The 22950-nt window shown below is 57.1% G+C and carries 22 protein-coding genes; 11 read left to right on the top strand and 11 right to left on the bottom strand.

Features of this window, described 5'->3' with window-relative positions; genetic code table 11:
* Nucleotides 1–23: 23 nt before the first annotated feature.
* A complete protein-coding gene (locus LJE94_07720; protein ID MCG6909995.1) occupies nucleotides 24–1334 on the bottom strand; it encodes an MFS transporter in 1311 nt (436 codons plus the stop codon).
* A 213-nt stretch (nucleotides 1335–1547) separates the two neighbouring features.
* Between LJE94_07720 and LJE94_07715 the strand changes: the two genes are divergently transcribed.
* Nucleotides 1548–2642: a phosphotriesterase gene (locus LJE94_07715; GenBank protein MCG6909994.1), complete on the top strand. Its 1095-nt coding sequence runs from the start codon at nucleotides 1548–1550 to the stop codon at nucleotides 2640–2642.
* A gap of 44 nt (nucleotides 2643–2686) precedes the next feature.
* Here LJE94_07715 and LJE94_07710 read toward each other — a convergent pair whose 3' ends face one another.
* Genes LJE94_07710 through LJE94_07700 form a run of 3 tightly spaced genes read right to left on the bottom strand, consistent with a single transcriptional unit; the run spans nucleotide 2687 to nucleotide 5808 of the window.
* Nucleotides 2687–3670: an alpha-ketoacid dehydrogenase subunit beta gene (locus LJE94_07710; GenBank protein ID MCG6909993.1), complete on the bottom strand. Its 984-nt coding sequence runs from the start codon at nucleotides 3668–3670 to the stop codon at nucleotides 2687–2689.
* A 13-nt stretch (nucleotides 3671–3683) separates the two neighbouring features.
* The gene (locus LJE94_07705) at nucleotides 3684–4670 is read right to left on the bottom strand and encodes a thiamine pyrophosphate-dependent dehydrogenase E1 component subunit alpha (protein MCG6909992.1); all 987 of its coding nucleotides are present in this window, start codon (nucleotides 4668–4670) and stop codon (nucleotides 3684–3686) included.
* A gap of 40 nt (nucleotides 4671–4710) precedes the next feature.
* Entirely contained in the window at nucleotides 4711–5808 is a 1098-nt protein-coding gene (locus LJE94_07700; GenBank protein MCG6909991.1) for a galactose-1-phosphate uridylyltransferase, read from the bottom strand.
* 248 nt (nucleotides 5809–6056) lie between these two features.
* Between LJE94_07700 and LJE94_07695 the strand changes: the two genes are divergently transcribed.
* The gene (locus LJE94_07695) at nucleotides 6057–6881 is read left to right on the top strand and encodes a hypothetical protein (GenBank protein MCG6909990.1); all 825 of its coding nucleotides are present in this window, start codon (nucleotides 6057–6059) and stop codon (nucleotides 6879–6881) included.
* 374 nt (nucleotides 6882–7255) lie between these two features.
* Nucleotides 7256–7810, top strand: coding sequence for a hypothetical protein (locus tag LJE94_07690; GenBank protein ID MCG6909989.1), 555 nt, complete (start codon nucleotides 7256–7258; stop codon nucleotides 7808–7810).
* A 47-nt stretch (nucleotides 7811–7857) separates the two neighbouring features.
* Here LJE94_07690 and LJE94_07685 read toward each other — a convergent pair whose 3' ends face one another.
* Nucleotides 7858–9600: a sigma 54-interacting transcriptional regulator gene (locus tag LJE94_07685; protein ID MCG6909988.1), complete on the bottom strand. Its 1743-nt coding sequence runs from the start codon at nucleotides 9598–9600 to the stop codon at nucleotides 7858–7860.
* Between the two features lie 89 nt (nucleotides 9601–9689).
* On the bottom strand, nucleotides 9690–10349 hold the full coding sequence (locus tag LJE94_07680) for a flagellar brake protein (GenBank protein MCG6909987.1): 660 nt from the start codon (nucleotides 10347–10349) through the stop codon (nucleotides 9690–9692).
* A 298-nt stretch (nucleotides 10350–10647) separates the two neighbouring features.
* On the opposite strand from LJE94_07680, the gene LJE94_07675 reads away from it, so the two are divergent.
* On the top strand, nucleotides 10648–10821 hold the full coding sequence (locus LJE94_07675) for a hypothetical protein (protein MCG6909986.1): 174 nt from the start codon (nucleotides 10648–10650) through the stop codon (nucleotides 10819–10821).
* A gap of 52 nt (nucleotides 10822–10873) precedes the next feature.
* Here the strand turns inward: LJE94_07675 and LJE94_07670 are convergent, their stop codons facing one another.
* Nucleotides 10874–11089 carry a hypothetical protein gene (locus tag LJE94_07670; protein MCG6909985.1) on the bottom strand — a complete coding sequence of 72 codons (216 nt, stop codon included), beginning with the start codon at nucleotides 11087–11089 and terminating at the stop codon, nucleotides 10874–10876.
* 326 nt (nucleotides 11090–11415) lie between these two features.
* The gene (locus LJE94_07665; protein MCG6909984.1) at nucleotides 11416–11841 is read right to left on the bottom strand and encodes an SgcJ/EcaC family oxidoreductase; all 426 of its coding nucleotides are present in this window, start codon (nucleotides 11839–11841) and stop codon (nucleotides 11416–11418) included.
* 218 nt (nucleotides 11842–12059) lie between these two features.
* On the opposite strand from LJE94_07665, the gene LJE94_07660 reads away from it, so the two are divergent.
* The 3 genes from LJE94_07660 (at nucleotide 12060) to LJE94_07650 (ending at nucleotide 13652) form a co-directional block, all read left to right on the top strand.
* Nucleotides 12060–12320, top strand: coding sequence for a hypothetical protein (locus LJE94_07660; protein MCG6909983.1), 261 nt, complete (start codon nucleotides 12060–12062; stop codon nucleotides 12318–12320).
* A 99-nt stretch (nucleotides 12321–12419) separates the two neighbouring features.
* Entirely contained in the window at nucleotides 12420–13232 is an 813-nt protein-coding gene (locus LJE94_07655; protein MCG6909982.1) for a thiolase family protein, read from the top strand.
* A 6-nt stretch (nucleotides 13233–13238) separates the two neighbouring features.
* Entirely contained in the window at nucleotides 13239–13652 is a 414-nt protein-coding gene (locus tag LJE94_07650) for a Zn-ribbon domain-containing OB-fold protein (GenBank protein MCG6909981.1), read from the top strand.
* A gap of 243 nt (nucleotides 13653–13895) precedes the next feature.
* Here LJE94_07650 and LJE94_07645 read toward each other — a convergent pair whose 3' ends face one another.
* Together LJE94_07645 and LJE94_07640 are read right to left on the bottom strand one after the other, a co-directional pair.
* A complete protein-coding gene (locus tag LJE94_07645) occupies nucleotides 13896–16748 on the bottom strand; it encodes an iron-containing alcohol dehydrogenase (GenBank protein ID MCG6909980.1) in 2853 nt (950 codons plus the stop codon).
* A 34-nt stretch (nucleotides 16749–16782) separates the two neighbouring features.
* Nucleotides 16783–18144: an MFS transporter gene (locus tag LJE94_07640; protein ID MCG6909979.1), complete on the bottom strand. Its 1362-nt coding sequence runs from the start codon at nucleotides 18142–18144 to the stop codon at nucleotides 16783–16785.
* A 598-nt stretch (nucleotides 18145–18742) separates the two neighbouring features.
* Here LJE94_07640 and LJE94_07635 point away from each other — a divergent pair.
* Complete coding sequence (locus tag LJE94_07635; protein ID MCG6909978.1) at nucleotides 18743–20038, top strand: ABC transporter substrate-binding protein; 1296 nt, start codon at nucleotides 18743–18745, stop codon at nucleotides 20036–20038.
* A gap of 19 nt (nucleotides 20039–20057) precedes the next feature.
* Here the strand turns inward: LJE94_07635 and LJE94_07630 are convergent, their stop codons facing one another.
* Complete coding sequence (locus tag LJE94_07630; GenBank protein MCG6909977.1) at nucleotides 20058–20279, bottom strand: hypothetical protein; 222 nt, start codon at nucleotides 20277–20279, stop codon at nucleotides 20058–20060.
* A 12-nt stretch (nucleotides 20280–20291) separates the two neighbouring features.
* On the opposite strand from LJE94_07630, the gene LJE94_07625 reads away from it, so the two are divergent.
* Genes LJE94_07625 through LJE94_07615 form a run of 3 tightly spaced genes read left to right on the top strand, consistent with a single transcriptional unit; the run spans nucleotide 20292 to nucleotide 22947 of the window.
* Nucleotides 20292–21359 carry a branched-chain amino acid ABC transporter permease gene (locus tag LJE94_07625; GenBank protein MCG6909976.1) on the top strand — a complete coding sequence of 356 codons (1068 nt, stop codon included), beginning with the start codon at nucleotides 20292–20294 and terminating at the stop codon, nucleotides 21357–21359.
* 2 nt (nucleotides 21360–21361) lie between these two features.
* On the top strand, nucleotides 21362–22147 hold the full coding sequence (locus LJE94_07620; GenBank protein MCG6909975.1) for an ABC transporter ATP-binding protein: 786 nt from the start codon (nucleotides 21362–21364) through the stop codon (nucleotides 22145–22147).
* A complete protein-coding gene (locus tag LJE94_07615) occupies nucleotides 22138–22947 on the top strand; it encodes an ABC transporter ATP-binding protein (GenBank protein MCG6909974.1) in 810 nt (269 codons plus the stop codon). The genes LJE94_07620 and LJE94_07615 overlap by 10 nt, the downstream gene beginning before the upstream one ends.
* Nucleotides 22948–22950 lie beyond the last annotated feature (3 nt).

The following is a 22950-nucleotide window of genomic DNA, read 5'->3' as shown; positions in this document are numbered from 1 at the left end:
CTGTTGACTTTAACCTTGCAGGCTCAGTTGTCTGCCTCCAGCCGGTATCCGCGAACCTTGTTCAGGTCCTCCAAATAGGTTTTAGAGGCGACAAAAAGGGCCAGTGCCGCCAAAATGCCGCCAACGGAGGCGATCATCAGCGCCCATTTCAACCCCCGGGCGCCACCACCGAACAGGTCGGAGACATAGCCGATGACGATGGGCGCCCAGCCGCCCCCCAACACATACATGCTGAAGGTGTTCATGCCAAAGGCCATGCCTTTGCGGTCCGGGGTCACCACGTCCTGGGTCAATGCGCCATAGGCCGGTATGGGCAGTACCAGGGCGACGCCCAGCATGAAACCGAACACAAGGCCGATGCCTTTCAACTCGAAATAGATGCTCAAAAGAAAGAAGATGGACATGCAGACCAGGGAAAGCAGGGGCATGTAAATGCGCCCCTTTGGATGGCTGCGGTTCCAGGTGTCGGCCAGCCAGCCGCCCAGCGGCGCCCCGATGATGGCCATGAGGCTCAGGATGCCGATGAGCAGTCCGGCCTTTTCCTCATCGATGCCCTGAACGCGCATGACGTAAGCCGGCCCCCAGGTCAGAAATGAATATGCCGTGGTCGTCATCATGGCGTTGCTGAGATATACCCAACGCATGGTGGGGATTTTGTACAGGGAAAAGCCGGATTTGAACAGGCCACGTATTTGACCGTGTTCGTCGATGTTTTCCACTGTCTTGTAGTCCTTAAGAAAAAACGCGAGAATGCCCAGCACCAGACCGGGGAGGGCGAAGACGAAAAACGGGGATCGCCATCCGCCGAAGTGAACGGAAATGGTTCCGCCGACCATGACCCCCAACCCGGCGCCCAGGGGAATGGCCGCGTTGAAGATGCCCATGGCCTTGGCCCGGGCCTCGTGGGGGTAAACGGCGGCGATCATGGCCGTTCCGCCGGCAGAGAATCCGGCCTCGCCGGCACCCACCAGAGAGCGGGGAACGATCACCCCCCAAAAGCTTTTCCCCAGGCCGGTCACAAAGGTGAAAACACTCCAGATGATGGCCATGATGCCGATGGCCTTGCGCCGGCTCCACCGGTCCACAAGGTAGGAAATGGGAAAGGCCAGGATGGCAATGGAAAGCAGAAACCCGGTCTGGATCAGGCCGACCTGGGTGTCGCTCAGCCCGAGGTCGAGCTTCATCGGCTGCAGCACGGCGGACAGCACCTGCCTGTCCATGCAGTTCACCATGTAGAGGAGGAAGCAGACGATCAGAATGCTTCTTGCCTGCGAGGGGCTGACATCCAGCTCCCGGGCAACGGCGTCATTGGTTTGCGGGGGGGTGCTTTTCATTATTGCCTTCCTGTGTCGGATGCATCGAATCAGGCCAACCTATATCGATGTGGCCTTTAAAGTCAACATATGTTAAAGATATGAGCGGCTTAACGGTAAACTTCCGTTATTCCCGCGGAGCCGGAAGGCAGCGGGCAGAGAGTCCTGGATTCACGCCTCCGCGGGAATGATGGCATTGGACCCTTTATTGCATCTAATTTTAAGGAGGATAACATGGCAACCGTGATGACCGTACGAGGACCTGTTGAAGCCAACGCATTGGGGTTCACCTCCATGCATGACCACACCCTGCTGGATGCGAGGTTCATGCGTAAACGTTACGAAGCCTTCATCCCCGAGGATGCGCCGGTGCAGCCGGACGAGGCGTTGAGCCTGGCAAATCTGGGGGCTTTGAAGCACGGCTTCATTCTGTCCAATGACCTTCTGGAACTCAAGGACGAAGAGATTATGAGCGGCGAACTGGCGGATTTCAAAACCATGGGGGGCTCCGCCCTGGTCGACATGAGTTCTCCGGGGCTGCGGGGGGATCCGTTGGGGCTGCGCCGCATTTCAGAAAAGAGCGGCGTGCACATCGTTGCGCCCACAGGCTTTTATTCGAGGGATTCGTGGCCCGAGCGGTTCGCCGGCATGACCATCGAAGCGATGGCCGCCTTCATGCGCGACGAGATCCAAAACGGAATGGACGCAACGGACGTGATGCCGGGCCACATCAAGATCGCCATAGAAGACAAATCGTCGCAGGACGAGGTCAGGGCCCTGCGGGCCGGCGCAAGGGTGGCTGGGGAAACCGGTTATTCCATGACCGTCCACCAGGGCATGCTGCTGGCACCCGAGGACGGCCCCTGGATTGCCGACATCATTGCCGAGGAGGGGTTGGATTTCGGCCGGGTGGTGATCGCCCACAACGATGCCAAGTGCGCTTCAAGGATTCTGAAAGACCTGATCCTGGACCCCGGCACCCGGGGCATCGACCTGACGCATGCCCGGCGGCTGCTCGACCGCGGCGCCAACCTTTCCATCGACTGCTTCGGCCACTACTGGGACGCCGAACCCCTGGGGTTTACCCACATCAACGACTGGATGAGAATCGCCATTTTAAAGGAGCTGATTGATGCGGGCTATGAAAATCAGCTGGTGGTGGGCACGGACACCTTCATCAAATTCCTGCTGCGGCGCTTCGGCGGCGAAGGGTACTGCCGGCTGCTGGTATACACGGTCCCCATGCTGAGGGAGATCGGTGTGCCCGATGCAACCATCGACAAGATAACCAAGGGGAATCCGGCCAGGATCTTGTCGGTTCACGCGTAGGTATGAACCGATCCGCCGGGTCGGCTTTGCGGATAATCGCCCTTTTACTTACCCATCGTTTCCAGAACCGCCGCGACAACATCCTCCGGACTAGGCTTGAAAATCTTTTCGAGGCTGGATGCGACCGGCACAGGAATCTGTGGCGCACCGACGCGTTTGACGGGCCCCTTCAAGGCTTCGAATGCCTCCTCAGCCACCATGGCAGCCAATTCTGCCCCGAAGCCGCAGAAACGGTTGGCCTCATGTACCACAACTAGCCGCCCCGTCTTGCGGACCGATTCGAGGATACAGGTTTTGTCCAAAGGTACCAGAGACCGCAAGTCGATTACCTCACACGAGATGTCTTTCTCACTCAATGTTTCAAGCGCTTTCATGGCGGTGTAAAGGGCCATGCCGTATGCAATCACGGTACAATCGGTACCCGGCACGGCCACCCGGGCCTTGCCCAAGGGTGTGTGGAAGTTTCCTTCCGGCAGCTCTCCCGGCATCCTATAAAGAAACATGTCTTCTACCACGATGACCGGATCCGGATCAAAGATGGCGCTTAGAAGAAGCCCTTTGGCATCTTCGACGGTTGCCGGCCAAACGATTTTCAGGCCTGGACTGTGGGCCAACCATGCTTCCAGATTGTGAGAATGTTGACTACCGGCGCCGAATCCTACACCGGCTTTTACCCGCACAGTCAGGGGAAAGCTGGATTTTCCGCTGCTCATGTAGCGCAATTTTCCGGCATGGTTGACCAGCATATCGCTGGCCAGGGTAATGAACGGGAAAAACATAATCTCCACCACCGGTCGAAGCCCCATGCAGGAAGACCCCACAGCGAGCCCGGCAATGGCCGCCTCACTGACCGGCGTGTCTTTCACCCGGCGTCGACCAAATTTGTCCAAAAGACCGTAGGTCGGCATGTTGGGGTCCTGGTGAATGGACACCCCTACTCCCTCGCCAGCAATAAATACGGTGTCATCCATATCCATGGCAGTGGACAGCGCGTCGTTTAAGGCATTTCCGAATGTTTTTTCACTCATGGTGTGGCTCCTTTCAGGCACTGGGCGGCTGGACGAACAAATCGGTCATGGCGGTGTCGGGTTCAGGATACGGACTGGCGTCACCAAAGGCCACAGCCCCTTCTACGCGCCGTTCGGCATCCTGCTCGATCTTTTGAATATGGGCTTCATCCAGAACGCCGGCATCGAGGAGCGCCTGGCGATACCTCTTTACTGGGCACTTTAGGGCCCATGCGTCCAGTTCCGATGGATCAACATAGTGCTGGTGATCCTGTTCTCCATGCCCTCGCATGCGGTAGGTCATGGGTTCCATAAAAGCCGGCCCCTTTCCCGAGCGGCAGTGGTCGAGAAGTTCAAGGCTCAGGTGGTAGACCGCTTCTACATCATTGCCGTCCACACTCCTGCCGGGCATACCATAGCCCTCGGCTCGCTCGTGAATTTTGCGGGTTGCGGAATGCTCTTCCGGGCGCTGGGCGCCCGCCCACCCGTTGTTTTCGCAAACGAACAGGACCGGCAGTTTCCAGATGCCGGACAAATTCATAGCTTCGTGCACGCTCCCTTCAGCTGCTGCGCCGTCACCGAAGAACACCACCGTCACCCCTTTCAGCGCTTGATATTGCTGAGCAAAGGCAGCCCCCAGGGCCAGAAGCGGCCCGGCGCCAACTACCGTTGAGGTCATCAGGGCATTGACCTCAGGCACGGCCAGGTGCAGCGTGCCGGCCTTGCCACGGTTGACGCCGTCCGCTTTGGCCATGATCTCGGCCATCAACGAATTGAGGTCGGCGTCCCTGGCTAACAGGTGGCCGTGACTGCGGTGATTGCTGACGATGACGTCGTCCGGCTCAAGGGCCGAAACGATACCCGTGGCTACCGCTTCCTGGCCGTTGGCCAGGATCTGCATGCCTGGCAGTCGGTAGGGCTCCTGGCTGAGAGCAACAATTTTTTCTTCGAACGTTCGGATCAAAATCATGCTGGTGAAAAGACGGACTTGAAAGTCTGGAGTGATTTGTTTTGCGTTCATGGACCTCCTTTCTTACTCCGAAGAGAATATGGGGAATTGGTCATTCGCGCCGTGCCATCAGTGTTTCTTCATGTGGCGAAATGGCAAGCCGTGTCGATGCATTCCAAAAAGGCCGAGCCAGGGCGGCGGTCTCTTCGGGAGGGGTGAAAGTTGCCATATCGCCCAGCATCAGCTCGAACCCGGTGTGGTCGTTGCGCACCCAGGGCGCATAGTTGGAGCGGACAACCATTACCACTCTCAATTCCAGTCGGCTCTCCGGCACTTCGACGGACAGCAGTCCGAGGTTGTAGCCGTTCCGGTTGAGGCTTCGATAAAACCTCTGGGCATTGACGATTCCCGTTGCAAGATGCATGAGGCGGCCGTCATCCAGTTCCGCCCACGATGTCACCCCCGGAAGGATCGCCCACAATTCGTAAAACCCTTCCGGGGCAAAAGCGGCCAGCCACTCCCAGCCGCCGCTCTTGCCGATGTACCGGCTGCCGGCGGCTTTTTCGTGCCGCAGATAATCCGAGAAGATCAGGACGCGATGGTCATTGTAGTACTGCCTGCTTTTGTGCATCAGGAAACGCTGATGGTTGCCGGGTTCCCTGTCCGCATTTATCTGCAGGTGCGGATGGACCAGCGATCCCCCGGCAGAGGGGAGGTGGTTCTGGGTGATGGAGGTATAGACGGCCGCGGGGTCGATTCCCCGCACCTGTTGCAAATATCGCACGGCATTTTTAAAGCTGTCCCTGTAGCTGGAGGGCCGGGCGGTTCCGATTTCCACATAGTGTCGGTCGCCAAAAATGCTGACCGCCGAGTGACTGCCGTAGGGGAACAGATTTGGAAACAGGATGGATTCGTTCAGCACCAGGCGCTCCTGTGAAAAGCCGTTTGCCGGTAACCGTGGTGTGCGGCTCAACACATGATGTCGGCAAAAAGGGCAGTTTTCCGAATCGAGGGCATCGGGAGGAGGCGGCGGCAGGGTATCCGTACCGGCTTCCTTTTCGTCCTTTCTGCTGTAGGTGATGCGGCAGGACCGGCGGGTAATGGGATTCGTTCGGATTTCGATCCGTTTCACCACCGCTTTGCCCGCAGGATCCACAAAGCGGGCCTCGATCTCTTTGGATTTGAATTGAAGTCGATCTTCTGGCCCCATCCGGTCACCAACCATTACATGCTTCGCCCGCAACAGCGAGGGAATTGATGTAGGGTAACATTCCTTACGATTCCGCCAGGCAATGCCATACGGTGGAGCATCTCCCGCTGCTGGTCGAGGCGCAGCAAAGACCGCCTTTTTAGGGGGCAGCGGCGATTCCAAACCATACCAGAAATGCACGACTCGCGCAAACAAAGCAAATTTGATTTGTTGATGTTTGTCTTGCGGCTGCAAAAGCCTGAGGGTTATTGCCGCAAACCGCAGCGGAGGGGATCCTGTGCACAAAAGAGATGCCGGCCCATGCAAAATGTGGTAAACTGGGCGGCATGGATTCAACGGGCAACCAACGGAAAACCGCGACCGGCGTCAGGGCGCCGAGCGCCCTGGCCGCCTGGCTGTGCGTGGTGGTTTTCGCCGTGGCCTTTGCCTGGGTCGAGAGCGCCGTGGTGGTCTACCTCCGTCACATATATTTCCCGGACGGCTTCAGCTTTCCGCTGGTGGTCAACTGGGAAGGCGGCAGGCACGTGGTCGACCCGTTGATACGCATCGAGTTCGGCCGGGAGATCGCCACCATCGTCATGCTGATAAGCGTCGGGTGGGTTGCCGGCCGCAATCGCTTCCAGAAGTTCTGCTACTTCATGCTGGCCTTCGGTGTCTGGGACATCTTCTACTACGTCTGGCTGTATGTCATGATCGGCTGGCCCGAAAGTGTAATGACCTGGGACCTGCTGTTTTACGTGCCCCTGCCCTGGGTGGGGCCGGTCGTCACCCCGGTGCTGATCGCAGCGGCCATGGCGGCGGCCGGTTCGCTGATCATCTATTTCGATGAAAAGGGGTACAACGTCCGCTGGCGCTGGCATGAGATGGCCGTGGAGCTCTGCTGCGCCCTTGTCATGATCACGGCGTTCTGCTGGGACTGGAAAAACATCATACAGGTTCCGGGTCCGGTGGAGCGCACCGGCGTTCCCAACCCCTTTGCCTGGTGGCTCTATCTGCCGGCGTTTGTCTTTTCGGTCGTCTATTTTGCGGCCAAGCTGGGAAAAAGCATCGCGGCCGGCCGGCGGGGGTCATAGGTGATAGGTCAGAGGTCGGCGATCAGAGGTCAGGGCCTGAAGCAAGACCTGTTGAAGCACCCCGATGAAACAAAAGAAACACCAGGTTTCACTGGGTAAACAAAACCATTTACCCTGTTCAAGTGATCCAGGGTTAGGCCTTGCGCCACACGTTTTAGGTTTCACCTTTCACGATTGCTCGCGTAACACTTAAAACTCTAAATTCACAATCCCCAATCCCCAATTCGCAATTCCCAATTCATAATTCCAACCCCCAATTCGACATCTCGGATCCTTTTTCGCCGGTCAAGTTTTCTTTGACAAAGAACCGTTTTCATGTTCACCTCGGGGTAACGGAGAGCTTGGATGATGAAGATGTTCAATGAGGACGGACCATGTCGGCAAGCCGCCATCGCAGCCTAACCAGCGCATTTTTCCTGAGCATGGCCTTTGCCGTTGTTTTGTCGGGGGTGAGCGTTTGTGCCATCTGGGTACTGGACGCATACGGGCCGAGTGGGGGCGTGGCGGGCATTATCGTCAAAAGCCTGCTGGTGCTGGCAGGCTGTCTTTGCATTACGGTTTTCATCGTCAGGTCGATAGCCGGGGGCATCGATAAGAGCCTCGACGCCTTGCTTTTATTTTTCGACAAAGCCGCCGACAAACCCGCTGAAATAGATGCAAACGAGGTCCTTTTCAGGGAATTTTCAACGCTGGCGCTCGCGGCTAACGACTTGGTCGGCAGGTGTCGCCGTGCAGAGGAAACCTCGAAGAAGGTCGAGCAGGAGAACATCCGCCTGAAGGCCATGCTGCGGCAGTCGCAGAAGACGGAAACGGTCGGCACGCTGGAAGGCGGCACCGCCCATGACGCCACCCATCGGAATTCGGAAGTCGAACATGAAGCCGGGCGTCATGCGCGGAATGGCATCGAGCCTGAGGAACGTGATCGGTGAATCCCCAGGCGCCGGGACGCGCCCTGGAATCTGAAGCACACGCGGCTTCAGGGTGTGCGGCGGCCGGTTGAAATCCCGTGTTTTTTCATCAGCCTGGCGATTTTGGACTGGCTGGTGTTCAGATAGGCGGCCGCCTGGCGGGTGGACGCGCAGTGCGCCATGGTGTGATTCAGAATGCTTTTCTCGAAGTTGTCGAGCAGTTCGGCCAGGTCCAGTCCGGCATCGTCTTCGATGGACGGCCAGGGGAATTCCCCTTGCGACCCGCCGCCATCCGGCAGAATATCATCCAGCACCGCTTCATCGTGCATCACCACCGCCTGTTTGAGGCAGTTTTTCAGCTCCCTGACGTTGCCCGGGAATGCATAGCGCTGCAGGCGGTGAAGCGCTTTGAGGGACAGCCGTTTCTGCATGTCGTATTTGCGGTTGTATCTCTCCAGAAAGAAATGGGCCAGGGCAACGATGTCCTCGGGCCTCCGGCGCAGGGGGGGCAGCTCGATGCCGAAGATGTTCAGCCGGTGATAGAGGTCCTCCCTGAACTTCTTTTCGGCGACGCCTGCTTTCAGATCCCGGTTGGTGGCGGCGATGATCGTGCAGTCTATTTTGATGGGGTTCAGCCCGCCGATGTGCATGATTTCGTGATCGTCCAGGCATTTTAAAAGCTTGGACTGCAGGGACAGAGGCAGCTCTCCTATTTCATCCAGCAGGATCGTCCCGTGCTGGGCCATTTCGAAGAGTCCGATTTTTCCCTTGGTGCCGGCGCCGGTAAAGGAGCCCTTGTCGAAGCCGAAAAGTTCCGCCTCGAGCAGCGTTTCCGGCAGGGCCGCGCAGTTGATCTGAATAAAGGGCTTGTCTTTGCGTTTGCCGCTCTTGTGGATGAACTGGGCGATCAATCCCTTGCCGGTGCCGCTTTCCCCCTGAATCAGAATGTTGGAAACATCGAAGCGCGCCAGTTTTAAAGCGGCGTTGAGCACCTGTTTCATCTCCTTGCTTTCGGAGACGATGCCGTGGGTTTTGATGTCCAGCAGGTTCAAGTGGGAAAGCTCGTCCTGGTACTTTTCGGCCAACACCCGTAGCTCGTCCAATTGCCCCTGCAGGTTTCGCAAGGTGGTGATATCCAGTTCCTGAACCACCACCAGCAGGATGTTGCCGTCCTCGTCCATGACGGGCATGCCGGTGGACATGACGTAGCGATCGGTTTTCAACACGTGCAGCAGTTTGGTGACCGGGCGCTTTGACTTGAGGATGTGCGGGGTCAAGGCCTGGTCGATGACCCCTTTTTCAGCCAGCCGTTCGATGTTTTTACCCTGGATCTCCTCCGCCTTGATTTCGATCAGCTTTTCGGCGGCCCGGTTGAGTTTCAGCACGGTGCCTTCCCCGTCGAGGATCCAGATGCCCAGTTCGCTGAAGTTGAAGACCGCATCCAGTTGAAGCTGCAGCATCTCGGATGTCGACAGGCGGCCGCCGGTTGTAACGACGTGTCTTTCCCTCAGGCTGCAGACAAAGCCGGCGATGCCCCCTTGTTGCATTATTGTGGATATTTCCCCTTCCATGCGGTTGCCGTCCAATTGGAAATCCATGAGGCGCATGCCTCTTTTTCGGTTCCGGCATTCCGCCAGGCGTTCGGCAAGATAGGTGGAAAGGGAGGCTATGTGGCTGCCGGTCTGTTGGCTGCCGGTCAGATGCATAAGCAGCCGGGCGACGTCGTTGATGAAGACTACGGTGCCCTGTGTATCGGTGGCGACGATGCCCTGGGAAATCGATTCGAGGATGTTCTGGCGGCTGATAGTCATGCCTGGCGAGGCCTCTTAATTTAGGCGTTTCAACATAGTACCTGTCTGCCAAAACCCATTATTATTTCCGGTATATCCGGGTCATGTTGCTATATGTGGTATTCCCTGGCGCTCTCGATATAGGAAGTGATCACCCCGGAGGATGGTTCATCGAGGTCGCGAAAGCCGATTCCCAGCGAGAAGCTGACATCGAATTCGATCTTTTTTATTTTTCCGTCGAAGGCCCTGATTCCATCGAGGCCCAGCAGGGGAAATCGGACGGTGACGCTGCCTTCCTTTTTTAACACGAGCCCTTCGACCTGCTCGATGTCATCGGTTCTGAATTTACACCCCCCGAGGCTAATGTCGCTGACCATGCCCTTGACCTGCATATCGTTATACGCAAGTGTCGCCGGGAAAAAGCAATGGACCCTCTGCGAATCGCGAAATTCTATCTTTTCGACCACGTCGGGATAGGACAGATAGGTCACCTTGAACGGTTTCTGATTGGTGCCGATAACCTTGGTTTTGAACCGGTATACATCACCCAGGTGCGTATGGCGTACCATCAGGGACGACCCCCTGGACAATATTTTTTCCTTGGTGATGATGGTGGGCGTTTTAATGATCAGGAACACACCGGGCTTCATCCCGATGAGGTAACTGGGAAAAAACCCCTTGATGTCTTTGAATTGCAGCAGCAGGTCTGTGGCCAGTTTAATGTTCAGGTCGGTACTCTGGTTTTTTTTGAGTTTCTTTTCGGACGCCATTCCCCCCCCTTGTCTGTTAACGACCCTAAAATTGCGTAAACAGCCCACTATCTATTAGACAATGATTTGTTATTATTGTCAATATAGTATAGACTCCGTGCTGGATTGGTTTGTACCCAATCCGTTTGGGCTGTGATAAGAGACGGTCGAACCGTCCAGTAAAAAAACATCGGCCCGTAAACGCGGCAGGGAGGTTGTTTCAGCTTTGCCGCCCTAGGTTGACATTACAACCGATCTTTGTGAGAATACCGTATCACACCTTACCGGGGCCGTAATTCGCCGCGTGACAGGAGATAGCATGAACCGGAATGAAATCATTTGCGTCTACTGTAAAAGGAATGTCGAGCTGATGGCCACCAACAACAAAACCGTCGTTGTCTGCAGAGAGTGCGGCACCGCCATTGAACTCGAAAGCTACAAAGAATTGTTTGATGATTTGATATACCGGAAAGACACCCACCTAGACGACTGACGCGCTGAAAGCCTTTTGGGCAACCCGGGAAGGCCGGCCGTTCACCCCCGGTTTACCCGATATGTTCTCTGCCGACCACCGTTTTAAAATCCTCCAGCATTCCGAGCAGACGATCCTCCTCCACAATTTGAACGTCCGCAGTTTGAACATTGGTGACCGTGTCCATACACCGATCGCACAAACAAAGCCGGTCCGGGCTGAGGGTCACCTTTTCAGCCGAACCGTTCATCACATGACTGCATATGATCCATGTTTTCCGCGTAACCATGCCTGCCTCCGTTAGTACCGGGTATGGAAATTCTCTCCTTGCACCTTTGCATGCGCCGGTTAAAATATCAACCTTATCCGGATAATGCAAAAGAAGCGTCACAGGAGATAGATGTTTTTAAGTGACGTATTGAAATTCTGGTCCTTTTGGGTCAGGTCGGAGTTATGTGCCAGTGCCGGCAATAGGGGGTATAAAATTCCAAGCACCAAATCCGAAATCCTAGACAACATCAAATGACCGAACTTTAAAAGATCCGAACAGACTAACACCGGATTGCTTGAACCCTCGACGCCTAACATTGCCCTTTTTGTCTTTTGCGCCTTTATCTACTGCCCCGCCGCTGGGTTGCTGCTGTTCCATATGTCGCGAGCCATCCGCCATCTCTCGCCGGATTTCCTCTGGTAGACCGTGATATATTTGCCCGCGTCCTGCATGGGCGGACCTCCTGATTTAGGGTTGAGGCCGATCGTGTATGTACCCTGCTCGAACGCCCATTCGCCCAGTACCCGCACCTCCTCCACCGAGAGGTCAAACGTCAGGCCAAACAAATTCATGAAACCCTTTGACCAGGCTTCGATCGCCGGTCGCCCGACATTCGCCGGCATATTAGGAGGCATTTGCACCCCGTCGTCGGTGAACTGTGCCGCCCATGCCCGGGCGTCACCACCATTGACAGCGGCTACGTGCGCGTCTCGAACACTATCGATAGCCTTCAGATCTACTTCGCTTCCTGTGTGTTCATATGCGTTCATTTTACTCTCCCAAAATTTGCTGTCAAATAATAGCAAAAGACATTATTCAATTCGGTTTAATTGTGGCGATTCACGAATAGTATAGAGTGGCCACAATGTGACATAAGATAAAATTAGGGTATAACGTCAAATTGTCAAGATGCAGATGGAAATTGAAAAGCGCGATGGCGTGTGATAGAAAAGCAAAAAACGCATGAAGACCTGAAAGGAGGAGGGATATGGGCCTGAAAAACAAGTGCGCCATTGCCGGCGTGGGATACACGCCCCAGGGAAAGGTTCCCGGGCGCACATCGCTCAGTTTTCACTTGGAAGCCTGTGCCAATGCCATCGAGGATGCCGGCCTTGACAAGGGGGAGATCGACGGGCTTATCAGCTACCGGCACTTTCCTCCCTGTCCGGGTGAGCTGGACGCGACCCCGCAGGTCATTGCCCAGCATCTGGGCATAACGCCCCTGTACGCCGCTCAGGACGCCAACTGATCGCGGAACCACCTGCAGCACGCAGTTGGCGTGCTCAATGCGGGGCTCTGCCGCCACGTCCTCATAACTTACGGGCACAGCGGTCTTTCCGGAGGCGGCATGGCCCAAACGATGGAGCACATGGCGACCCATGCCGGCGACAATGTCGTTTTCGGCCACTGGGGGGCCGCGGCGGATTACGCCCTGGCCGCGCAGAGGGGCATGCACGTGTTCGGCACAGGGCCGGAAACCTGGAAACACATTGCCGCCGGGCAGCGGAAATGGGCCAACCTGAATCCGGAAGCGACCATGTATGCCAGTCCCATGTCTTTCGAGGACTATTACCACTGCGACTATGTGGTCGAACCCTTCCGCCGGTTTGACATATGCCAGATCTCGGACGGCGGCCGGGCGCTGGTGGTGACCACCGCCGAAAGGGCCCGTGACCTGAAGCGCCCGCCCGTTTACATCATGGGTCTGGGGCACCACAACCCTTCGAGCGAAATCGCCCAGTCCACGTACATGGCCGGCCCCACGGGCGCCAAACAGGCGGGTGAGCAGGCCTTTGCCATGGCCGGCGTCACTCCCGGCGATGTCGATGCCTGCCAGATATACGACTGCTTCACCTACACCGTGGAGCTTACGCTTCAGGAATACGGCTTTTTCGCGCCGGGGGAGGGGGAGGCGTGGCTCGAGGACGGCACCATCGAACCCGGGGGGAGGATGCCCGTGAACACGTCCGGCGGACAGCTTTCAGAGGCCTATTTCATGGGGCTGACACCTTTGTCGGAGGCGGTCATGCAGCTGATGGGAAGGTGCGGGAAACGACAGCTCGGTCCGCAGACAAACACGAAGGCGCCGCAAATAATTCTCTGCAGCGACAATGGGGGCATTCTTCAGTCCCATGCCTGCTGCATACTAGGGAGGGCATAACCGAATATGGGCTACCACAAACCGTTGCCGGAACCGGATGGAGACAGGAAACCGTTTTGGGAGGGATGCCGGGAACACAGGCTCCGTTTCCAGCAATGCGAGGCATGCGGGCATGTCCGCTGGCCTCCTGCCATTATCTGCCCGCAATGCCATTCCCGGCAGACCGTCTGGATAGAGTCGAGCGGCAGGGGAAGGGTCTACACCTATACGGTCTATCACCAGGCTTTCCAACAGGCGTTCAAGGATGATCTGCCTTACGTCGTTGCCGTGGTCGCCCTGACGGAGGGGCCCCATTTGCTGACCAATATCGTCGGCTGCTCCCACGAAGCGGTTACATGCGACATGCCCGTAACGGTCGCCTGGGAGGATGTCACGGATGCGGTCAGCCTTCCCAAATTCCGACCGCTCGATGCACCATGAAAAAGGAATCATCTGGATTGACGGATTGGGAATTGTGGATTGCGAATTTACAGTTTTAAGTTTTAAGTGGTTTTCGGCATAGGGCTATTCGATTTTCAGGGCTGAAGCCCTGGCCTACATAGCATAAAGCTTACGGATATGTAGCGCAGGGTTTCAACCCTGCCATGCGCCAGCCACTCACCGATCACCCATTACCTCTGACGCCTGACCTCCGACCTCCGACCTCTGATTTTTGGCTGAGGGTCAGTCGTAGACCTCTTCCAGCAGCGAGCGTATCTTCTTCTCGCTCAACCGGGAAGGGTTGGTTGCAATATTGACCGCGTCTCTGTAGGTGTAGAAGGCGATTTTTTCCAGGTCCTTTTCGGGTATGCGGCTCTCTTTCAGCGTCGGCGTGATCTCCAGGCTCCGGTAGAGCTTCGACAGCCCTTCTTCCAGGTCCGTGGCGCCGTTCAGCATGAAGGCGAGCTCCCCGAACTCCCTTGCACACACATCTTTGTTGGCTTTTACGAAGCAAAGCAGACCGATGGTGGCGGCTCTTCCGTGGGGCAGGTGGTAGTGGGCCCCAAGAACATGCGTGACGGCATGGCCCAGCCCGAGCCCCTTGCTGAAGGCGATCCCGCCATAGGCGGCCGCCATGCACATGTCGGTGCGGGCGTCCAGGTTATGCGGCTGTTTGTAAGCCGTAACCAGGCTGCGGCCGATCATCTTGGTGGCATACAGGGCCAGCGATTCGAAGTAGGGGTGGTAGGGCGCCGCCAGGGCGACATAGCCCTCGACGCAGTGGGCCAGGGCGTCTATGCCCGATTCCCGCGTCAATCCTGGCGGCATGCTCATGCAGTACTGCGGATCGATGACGGCCAGTTTGGGGATCAGGTGGTTGCTCATGAGCATGAATTTGACGTTGCGCCGCTTGTTGGTAATGACCGCATAGGGATTCATTTCGCTGCCGGTTCCCGAGGTCGTGGGGATGCAGATAACGGGGGGTAGGATGGGCTTCACTTTCGCCGTTCCGCCCACGATGCTTTCATATTCGGTCAATGCCCCGGGATGGGTAACCCGCAGGGCGATGGCCTTGGCGGCATCCAGGCTGCTCCCCCCGCCCAGTCCCACGATGCCGTCGCACCCCTTGGCCCTGTACACATCGCCGGCGGTTTCGATCAGCTCCACCGGGGGGTCGGGCTCGATATCCAGAAAAGCGTGGGCGGCGATGCCGGCCCTGTCGAGGATGGCGCACACGTCGTCGACACGTCCCGTGCGCTGCATCACCCGGTCCGAAACCACCAGCGCCTTTTGCATCTTGAGCCCGGCGGCCGCTTTGCCCATTTTTTTAACAACGCCTGCGCCGATCATGGTTTCAGGCATGGGCGGTATACGGACTTCCCACTGCTTTTCCCTGACCTTGAAACCGTCCAGCCGCTCCCAGAAACCATCGAGATCCTGATCCGGCACGTCGAAGACCTGCTCTGTCGGCGCGAGGGCTTCGGACCTGAAAAAGGTTGTCGATAGATCTTCCGCGCGGGCGAATTCGGCCTGCTGATTGAAGTGCAGCTGATCCTTCAAGGTCTGCTTGCCGCATTCCACGATATCATCCCGGGTCAGTTCCGTGCCAAAGCGGGCGTTCATCAAGGTGGCCAGGAAGTCGTACAGGGAAGCCTGCCCCCCGGGGACCGCGTTCAGACAGTATCCGAAGGTGTCGCAGACCGCCGCCTCCACCTGGGAGCGGAGCGAGTTTGCGGCCTGGTTTTCTTTCTTTTTGGGAATGCGATAGGTGAGGCCGGCCGTGTGATCGGCGCCCATGGGACTGGTGACGTAGGTCACGCCGGTGCCCTTCACGGCCCTGGGATCGTGACCGGGCAGCGCCTGCCCCTTATAGGCGGGAACGCGTTTGACATTCAGGGCCTCGGCCGTGGCGACAACCCCGTTGGCCAACGCTTGACCGAACTCGGTGCCCCGCTCTATCTCCAGCAGAAGTTTTTCCGCGGCCTCCGCGTCTCCCAGCTCCATCCGGCCGGCGTCGGCGGCCACTCCCAGGCTGGCGCCGGTTTCGATGGCATCCAGTCCCAGGTCGTCGCAGATGAATTTCAACCTGCCGATGGCATCCAGGTCCAAAATGCCCAGATTGGCCCCCAAAAGGGCAATGGTTTCGTACTCATAGGCCGAGGCGAGCCGGTTTCCCGCGGCGTCCGGATAAATGATGGAGCATTTGACCGCGCAGCCCGGCATGCAGCCGTGCATTCGGCCCCCGCGTTCGAAAAGAATTTCCTGAATGGCCTCGCCGCTGAGGCGATAAAAGTCCCGGGGAGTTCCCGAGCGGTAATTGTTGGTGGGCAGGGTGCCCTGATTGGCGGAATTGGCCACCGCAAAGGGGGTGCCGTATTTCGAATAGAGGGCGCAGCTGATGTCGTGCGCCATGGTGTCGATCCAGGATTTCACCGTGTCCCTGAACCGGACGGGGTCGGCCATGGCGGGCGGAGGCGTTGCGGACGCGTCCAGCACGATCGCCTTGAGCCCCTTGGCCCCCATGACAGCACCCAGCCCGCCCCTGGCGGCATTGCGGGAAGGATCGCCCAGAACATCGGTGAAGGATACGGATGCGCCGCGGTATTTTTTCTCCCCGGCGGGCCCCGTGCAGACAATGGACACCCGCTTCCCATAGATTGCGTGCAGCCGCTGCACCAGTGCGTAGTTTTTCAGGCCCTTCAGCGTGTCGTCGCGAACAAGATCGGCTCCCTTTTTGGTCAGCCTGAGATAAAAACTTTTTCCCTCATCGGCGGCGTTTTCAACGACGATGGCCCTGTAGCCCAACTGATCCAAGTGCTGCCCCGCCGGCCCGCCGGCGTTGGCCTCCTTGATTCCCAGGGTCAGGGGGCTCTTGGCGCCGACCGAAATGCGCCCCAGCTGCGGCGCCCGGGTTCCGGCCAGCGGGCCGCAGGCGATGATCAATTTGTTGCCGGGTCCCATGGGGTCCGTCAGGGGAGGCACCTCGTCATTCAAGATTTTTGCAATCAACCCGCTGCCGCCGACGGCAAGCCATTTTTCAGAGAGCCTGGTTGTGGCGGTACGTTCACGCTGCATGTCGACACGTAGCAACTGCATAGTCATTTTTCCCCCTATCGATGGTTACAGGTGTTCAATGCTTGTCGTTTTTTACCATCCGCCTGACCTTGCGGGGCCCGGCCAGCCACACGAACAGGCAGGAGCATGCCAGGCTCAGGGTGCACAGGGACAGGGGCAGGGTGTAGTCGCCGCTTGCATCCCGCAGGGCGCCGGTCAGGAAGGATCCCAGGGCGCCGCCGGCACCGCTGCCCATACTGATCATACCGAAGATCAGTCCGAACGATCTTCCCAGGAAGATGTCCGCACTCACAGAAGGCATCATTGGAGCCGCCGCACCGTAACCGAGTCCGAACAGCGTCGCAAATACCAGGGGCAGCACGCTGTCGGGGGTGGTGGTATTGATCAGGCAAACAATGCCGACGGCGGCGGCGGTGATGCCGACCGTGTTGGCGCGCTCACGGCCGAAGCGGTCGGACAGCGATCCGAACAATATTTTTCCGATGGATCCCAAAATACCCAGAACCCCGAAACAGGCGGCCGCTTTTTGCCTGGTCAACCCGGCGTCCACCATGGAGGAGACCGAATGCAGCAGCGTTCCCTGATAGGCATAGGAGAGGCAGAAAAACGCTAAGACCATGAACCAGAACCGCCTGGTTTGCAGGGCCTTTAGCCATGTCCACTCCCGGTTGGCCCAATCGGCATCGATGATTTTCATCACCATGAAATGGTGGGGCTGATCGACCCGTTTTCCCGCAGGATCGCCATCGGGCTTCAGATCGAGGTCGGCCGGGTTGCGCCGTGAAAGCAGCGCGTTCAGGGGCGCCGCAACGAGAATTACCAGGGCGGCTAGCAGGATGTAGGTGCTGCGCCAGCCGAACCTCCCAATCGCCTTTTCGACCAGGGGCACGATCACCAGCATGCCGAAGCCGATGCCGGCGGTGGCGATGCCGACCGCCAGCCCCCTTTTGCGCTCGAACCAGTTGGGCAGAAAGGCCGAGTGGGAGGTAAACCCCAACAGACTGACGCTGGCGCCGGCCAATACGCCGTAAGTCAGGTAAAACTGCCAGAGGTTGTGGGCGCGGCTGGTCAATATCAAAGCCCCTCCCAGAATAAAGGCGCCCACGGGAATGACCAGCCTGGGGCCGTAGCGGTCCTGCAGAAATCCGGTTAACAGCCCCATCAAGGCATGGCAGACGAGAAATATGGAGAAGATGCTGGATGCCGCCGCCCGGTCCCAGCCGAATTCGCTCACGATGGAGAGGAAAAAGACGGAATAGGAGTACCAGATGCCGAAGGCGATGCTCAGGGTAACGAAGCCCACGGCGATGACGATCCAGCCATAGAAGAAAGGCCGGCGTTTTTTTGCTGAAAATCGTGAGGGCGGGTCGCTCAATCTATGGGCCTCCTCGAACCTGCCGGCTGCTTTGAAACCCACCAGCGGGCGCATCCCCCGCTGCCTGCGGCGGCGTGTCATGTTTTGGCGATATGCCGGTCACCGGCGAATGCATGCCACACCGGCATCGCCGATGCCTCTTGGTGCGGCTACAGATATCATCTTTCCCGTGAGAATGCAAAAGGGGAAGCATCCCTCTCCCCCCGTGGCTCCGCCGTCGAAACATCCCCAACCGGTCGCGGGCCCGCCCACATTTTTCTTGACAAGAAATGACCCGTTTCCTATTCTTGATTATTGCCATCCGTTGTGTTGAGGGATCCTTCTTCTTCTGACCAGTTGACTTCCAAATGATGCTTACTCCCTCACCACTTAACCCTTCAGGCTTTTGCAACGCCGGGGTCAATTTCTGCTCACTACATCGCTCAACTCAGCTATATATGTCTTCTTAAGATAGGCGGTCATCGGCTTCACTTTTGCCGAATGATCTTTACCTCGAGGTTGCAATCTTGAGGTTTACATGCACTACAGACAACCGTTCCAGGCGATGAGGCCATCGAAGACGTGAAGGGTCTCGAAAAAAAGGCGCGTATTCTCTTTGTCGGCGGGTGATGGCCGCATCGGACAACATGGAGGAGGAGACATGAAAAAGAGAACGATTTTCATCACCTGCTTGGTTCTGGCGTTTCTGGTCGGCGGGCCGTGTTCCGGTGTCGCCAAGGAGATAAAAGTTCTTTCTCAGTTTCCCATGAGCGGGCCGGTCGGCTCGCTGCCCGAGTTCGGCTGGGGCTACATAGACGGCATGAACTGGGTCAACAACGAGGGCGGGGGGATCAACGGAAAAAAGATCACCTGGTTCCTGGAAGACTTCCGTTACAATCCAACCGTGGAAGTGGCCAATTTCAACAAGTATGCCGCAGAGCACAGCAAAGACGAGTTCATCATGGCGACCGGCTACATTACCGGAGGCCTCAAACCGCTCATTGAAAAGGTGAATGTGGAGGAAAAGATCCCATGGCTGGACGGATCGTACTCCACGGAGATCTTCGGCGAAGAGGGCGGCCCTTCCAAATATCCCTACTACTACTCTCTGGGGGCGACCTACGGCAGCCAGGTTAAAATACTCGTGAAGTGGATCAAGGAAAACCACAAGAAGAAAGGTCCGCCCAGGATCGGTTTCGTATACAGTCCCACCGCCTGGGGACGGGACGGCACGCCCGAGGGCATTGCCTATGCCAAGCAGCTCGGATTCGAGGTGGTCGCCGAGATCGAGTACCCTTATACCGCCACCGCCGCCACCAACGAATGCATGCAGCTTCGCAAGAAAAAGGCCCAGTACGTGATCTATCACGGGTATTCCGGCGCCACCGGGCATACGGCCATTTTTTTTAAAACCGCTAAAAAAGTTCTCAAGGACGTCCAACTAATGGGAACTCATTACACAACCGGAAGGTTTCCCATTTTGGTCTGCCAGGAGGCTTATGACGGCTACGTGGGCGTCGCCACCCGGCCCTTTTACGACACGGTGCCGCGGTCGCAAACCCCGATGGACAACACTTTTGTAAAGTTCATTCATGATTTCGCCAAAAAATACCGGCCCGAGGAATATGAAAAGGGACTCCAGGCCGGAGGCATCAAAGACATCTTCCTTTATCAGGAGGGGTTGACCTATGCCTTGATGATTCAGAAGGTGCTGACGGAAGCGGACAGCAAATACGACCTTACCCGGGAGGGTGTCAAAAAAGCCCTCGACAACCTGACGTGGGACTTCAAGGGCATGTTCGACGGCAGGACTTTTGAATACAAATCCCACACCATCCCCATGCTGCGAATCTTTAAAGCGCATGTCAAAATGGTTGAAATGGGGGGCAAGATGGTGCCAACCGGAGGACTGACCCCGGCCAGCGACTGGATCAACACCGACGAGATCGAATGGTAGTGCCCGGCGCGCACAAGATTCAGGTAATGAGATCCTGTAACGATTTTATTGCGGCGTTTATGCAGCACGGCGCCGATGGCACTGAATCTCTGACACAAACAGCGCATCCCGGTTCAACCGCCGTGACACCGTCGGGACCGTACCTGCGGCCGGCAGATGCGTCTTTGTCGATGGGGAAAGCAGAGGCGTTTTCCCTGCCGGCAAAGGCTTTTTTGCCGGCCGCATCATCTGTACCGGCCATAGCGAGGCGCTCATGATCGATCTTCTTCAGACCCTGGGTTCCGGTGTGCTTGTGGGGCTAGTGTATGCCTTGTTGGGACTGTGCATCGTCATCATTTTCAAGGCGTCGGAAGCGTTCAACTTTGCCATCGGCGAGTTCCTCGTAATCGGTTCCTTTCTCTTCTACATCCTTTTTTTCAACGAAACCGTCCCCTGGCACCGGGCGTTGCCTCTGGGCCTGCTGATGTTTGTCTTTTTTGCGTATGTCCTGATCAGGGACAACAACCTTCGCCCGAGCCTGGCCATCCCTTCGGGGCTCGCGGCCGGTATATTGACCTTCTTTTTCTTTTATTCCGGACTGAAGCTCCCCTCCTTCATCAGCAGCCCCCTCCTGCGCTTCATGGTCGCCCTTCCCCTGGGGCTGCTTTGTGCGGGCGTTGTCGGCGCCATCGTGGAAAGGGTCACCATCAAACCCTTGCTGGGGAGGTCGCCCATTTCGATGACCATCGTGACCCTCGGTCTGGCCTTTTTTTTAAGGGCCTGCGCACAACTGATCTGGGGGTCGCATTCCTATTCCTTTTTTCTCGACCTGCCGGACATTACCTTCGAGTTCGACGAATTCTTTTTTTTGTCGGACCCCATCTGGGCCGGCATCCTCTCCCTGTTGACCTTCGGCCTGATTGTCTTTTTTCTCTTCCGCACCCGCTGGGGCTTGGCCATTCGCGCCACCTCCGAGGACCAGGCCAAGGCCATGGCCTTCGGGATCAATGCCCGCTTCGTGCTCCTGATGGTCTGGGCGATCAGTGCGCTGAGCATCAGTATCGCCGGAATCATGATCTCCAACTTCGGTGCGCTTTCGGTGGGCATGGGGTTTGTGGGCTTGAGGGCCCTGCCGGTGGTGCTCATCGGCGGAATGGACAGTGTCGGCGGAGCGTTGGTGGGTGGAATCCTCGTGGGGGTGTGCGAGGCCGTGGCCGGCACCTATATCGAACCACTGGGCCTCGAAGGCTTTAAGGAGGTGGCCCCCTATCTGCTGCTTCTGGTGGTGCTGCTGATCAGGCCGTACGGCCTTTTCGGAACGGTGCGTATTGAGAGGGTTTAGGTATGCTTGCCATTGAAAATCTGCGCGTTGTCTACCACGACGTGATTTCCGTGTTGAACGGCGTTTCCCTGGAGGTCAGGAAGGGGGAGGTGCTAGTCGTCATCGGCGCCAATGGCGCCGGAAAGACCACCCTGTTGCGCGCGGTATCCGGGATGATCGACTTCTACGACGGCAATATTATCGACGGAGACATAAAAATGGAGGGGGCCTCGATTACAGGACTGGATTCCACCGACATCATGAAACGCTACGGCGTCACCTATGTCATGGAGGACCGGCCTGTTTTCTGGTACCTCACCATCGAGGAAAATCTTCGGGCCGCCGCCTTTTCGCGCTGGGACAAGCAGGTAAGAGCCGACATTGACCGCGTGTACGAGTATTTCCCAATGCTGAAGCGGCTGCGGCAAAAAAAAGCGGGCTATGCCTCCGGCGGCGAGCAGCAGATGTTGGCCATCGGCATGGCATTGATGACCAATCCCAAAATATTGCTTCTGGACGAACCTTCACTGGGGCTGGCCCCCCTTATCACCGAAGAGCTTTTTGAAATCATCGGCAGGTTGAACAAGGCCGGCATCACCATCGTGCTTGTGGAGCAGAACGCGCACCAGGCCCTCAACATTGGAACGCGGGGATATGTTGTGGAAACCGGCCGCATCGTTCTCGATGGCACGGCAAGGGAACTTATCGCCAACGAAGATGTCAAAGAATTTTATCTGGGATCCGGCGAAAGGGAACGGAAAAGTTATAAAGATGCCAAACGCTACAAGAGGCGCAAACGATGGCTGTAACCAGCGACAACAACAAGCCACTCCTGCAAATCGAGAACCTGAAGCTGGCCTTCGGGGGGGTCCAGGTGTTGAACGGTGTCGATATTGCCGTGAACCAGGGGGACATATTTTCCATCATCGGCCCCAACGGCGCCGGCAAGACCAGTCTGCTCAACTGCATCAACATGCACTATCAACCCAACGGCGGTTCCATCTCCTTCGAGGGGCGGCGTTTGAATGGATTGAAGCCCCATGCCGTCGCCACGTTCGGTGTCGCCAGGACATTTCAAAAGGTGGAGCTTTTTCATGGGATGACGGTGCTGGACAACATCAAGCTCGGCCGTCACTTTTTGATGAAGTATTCCCTCCTGGGCAGTTTTCTGCGTTTGCCCCATATCGTCCGGGACGAAATCAAACACCGCAGCGAAATCGAAGAGGAAATCATCGATTTCATGGGGCTTTCCAGCTTCCGTTATTCACCGGTGGGCATTCTTCCCTTTGGTGTTCGCAAGCGGGTCGACATGGCACGGGCGCTGGCCATGCGGCCCAAACTGCTGCTGCTGGATGAGATCATGTCGGGCATGGCGGTCGAGGAAAAAGAGGATATCGCCAGCTATATCCTCGATGTCCATCGCGATCTTAAGGTAACCATTATCTGGATCGAACACGACCTGGCACCGGTAATGGATCTTTCCAACCGGGTCTGCGTGTTGAGCTTCGGAACCAAGATTGCCGAGGGCGGCCCCGAGGAAGTGCAGAAAAACCCTCAGGTGATCGAAGCCTACCTGGGAAGGCAGAAACAAAAAGATTTATGGGTGTAGTGA

Source organism: Deltaproteobacteria bacterium (assembly GCA_022340465.1).
Lineage (GTDB): Bacteria > Desulfobacterota > Desulfobacteria > Desulfobacterales > B30-G6 > JAJDNW01.
Note: the sequence above shows the minus strand (reverse complement) of the source record. Positions and strands in the feature narration are given on the sequence as shown.